General features: G+C 47.3%; 3 protein-coding genes. 2 read left to right on the forward strand and 1 reads right to left on the reverse strand.

Annotated elements, in window-relative coordinates; all coding sequences use genetic code 11:
- The first annotated feature begins 208 nt into the window (after nucleotides 1-208).
- Together BOO20_RS05255 and BOO20_RS05260 are read left to right on the forward strand one after the other, a co-directional pair.
- A complete protein-coding gene (locus tag BOO20_RS05255; RefSeq protein ID WP_076791143.1) occupies nucleotides 209-1,552 on the forward strand; it encodes a pentapeptide repeat-containing protein in 1,344 nt (447 codons plus the stop codon).
- Between the two features lie 80 nt (nucleotides 1,553-1,632).
- Nucleotides 1,633-1,863 (forward strand): hypothetical protein, encoded by a 231-nt coding sequence (locus BOO20_RS05260; RefSeq protein WP_076791145.1) that lies wholly within the window; start codon nucleotides 1,633-1,635, stop codon nucleotides 1,861-1,863.
- A gap of 43 nt (nucleotides 1,864-1,906) precedes the next feature.
- Here BOO20_RS05260 and BOO20_RS05265 read toward each other — a convergent pair whose 3' ends face one another.
- The gene (locus BOO20_RS05265) at nucleotides 1,907-2,200 is read right to left on the reverse strand and encodes a hypothetical protein (RefSeq protein WP_076791147.1); all 294 of its coding nucleotides are present in this window, start codon (nucleotides 2,198-2,200) and stop codon (nucleotides 1,907-1,909) included.
- Nucleotides 2,201-2,309 lie beyond the last annotated feature (109 nt).

Raw genomic sequence — 2,309 nt, forward strand, 5'->3', positions numbered from 1 at the left:
TTCTGTGCTCCATCCGCCTTGTCCTCGGGCTTCTCACGACAATAAATAGAGGTGCCCTTATGTAAAAGAGAGAACCCTTTCGCCGGCATTTAAGTTTCTCTTCTCACTTGTAATTTCATTACTTTTTAAATCAACTACGGCCCAACACTCATGACAAAGAGATTCAGAGCTGTAGTACAAGCCTACCCAATCACATAATCAGGCAGCTATGAATCGCAAAGGCACTCTGATCGCAACGATCTGCATTGGTCTGGTCGTTTCAGCAGGCAATAGTGCTGCGGCATACGATACCGTGACACTGAACGCACTGAAAAAGAGCGTTGCCGAATGGAACAGCTGGCGACTTGCCTCACCGGCAGCAAACATCGATCTCTACAAGGCTGTACTTGAAGATGCCGATCTGAGTGAAGCAAATCTGGGTGGCGCCCTCCTTGTTCGCTCTGACCTCAGTGGTTCAAAACTCAACAGGGCAAACCTGAAGGGCGCAAACCTCATGATGGCATTTATCAAAAAAGCTGACATGAAAGGCACCGATCTTTCCGGCGCATGCCTGATAAAGGCAAATATGAAGGGTTCGTTCATGAAAGAAGCCATATTCCGGGGGGCAAATCTTCAGGGAGCCAACCTGAGATGGGTCATGCTTGATGAAGCCGATATGGAGGACGCGAACCTGGCAAACACGGTTCTGTTTGAAGCCAATCTCGAAAACGCGAACCTCAAGGGGGCAAGCCTGAAAGGTGCGGTATTCCTTGATCAGGCCCGTCTGGAGCGTGCCGTCCTGTCAAACAATACCATCCTCCCTTCCGGAGACAGAGCCACGTCACGCTGGAGTCTGCTCCATAATGCAAAATTTGTCCGTGAACCGGAGCGCTCCCCGTTAATCTATACGACACCGGTTTTCACCCCTTCTGAAAAAAAGGAGAGTCACGGTTCACTCACAGCACCCTCTTCGGCCATATCGGGCACGAAAAGCAAGGAACAGCCTGCACTGGTCATCGAGGATGTTGAGTCATGGAACACTATGCGCAAGACTAATAAAGATCTCGACGTAACCATGAAAGAGGAAACACTCGACGATTCAAGCCTGAAAGGGGTTAATCTGCAGGGCGCGACACTTTCCGGATCAAGCTTCAAAAGCGCATCGATGGATGAGGCCAACCTGGCCGGTGCAAATCTCAGCAAGGTCAACTTCCATAAAGCCGATATGAAAGGGGCTCATCTGCAGGGTGCGAATCTGCAGGGTGCAAATCTTGACCGCGCATTTCTCAAAGAGGCGGACCTGAGCAATACCAACCTCCAAAACGCTGTTCTTTTCGGAACAATACTCACCGGGGCGAATCTGCAGAATGCAAATCTTGAAAATGCATCACTGTTTGAAGCCGATCTTGAAGAGGCAAATCTTGAGGGCGCAAATCTGAAAGGGGCAAACATTACCGATACAAATTTCAACAATGCATCACTCTCTCCGCTCACAACACTTCCTTCAGGAAAACCCGCAACAGCGGAGTGGGCAACGCTGAAGGGTGCAAAATTTATAATAAACAAGAAATAAGCGAGCACCCGGAATAGCAGTGAATCCGGCCGGCAGTTATATGTTGAGGTTTATAATCCTGTAAAAGAGGGGACAAAACCATGGCAAACATTCTTGTAGCAAGTTACTACAGCAGATGGGACCTGCATAAACATACAGGCAGAATTGCGATCTATGACTCAAGTAGTCAATTGATTGAAAACCACGCATTCTCCGACCCGGCTGAATTTCATGCGGTAGTGAGTATGCTGCGCAATGAAAAGCCCCTGTGGTATGAAACAGAGGCGCATTATCTGCGAACCGGCAATGAACCTGCAGGGGAAAACGAATAACACAATCACTCTCTGGTTTTATTGCATAAGAACCAAAATGGAATCAGGGTTGTTCGTTGATCCTTGGAAAGCGCTTCCGATAAAGAAAATGATGCAGAATCCTGGCTTTACTGATATTGGGGTCAGCGGTATTGAGTCTGTGCTGTTTTCCTGTTCGGGTAACAACATCAAGAGTTCCATCATTATTGACGCTGACAACCTTCCAGAACTTGTCCACGACATAATGATATTCCTCCCCGTGTTCCAGCGGATAAATCTGCTTGGCACGAGGTCCCGGAGAAAATGAGCATTTGGGCTTATGGTAAACAATATAATCGCCAACCTTGAACTGAATCATCCCGACCTCCTTTCCTGCTTAATAAGCGATCATTACTTTATATATAAAACATCACTACTGTCCAATTATAAATCAAATAAATTCAATTGGTTACCGGTACAGGTCTCGG

This window comes from Chlorobium sp. KB01, assembly GCF_001975465.1.
In the GTDB taxonomy this organism is placed as follows: domain Bacteria; phylum Bacteroidota; class Chlorobiia; order Chlorobiales; family Chlorobiaceae; genus Chlorobium.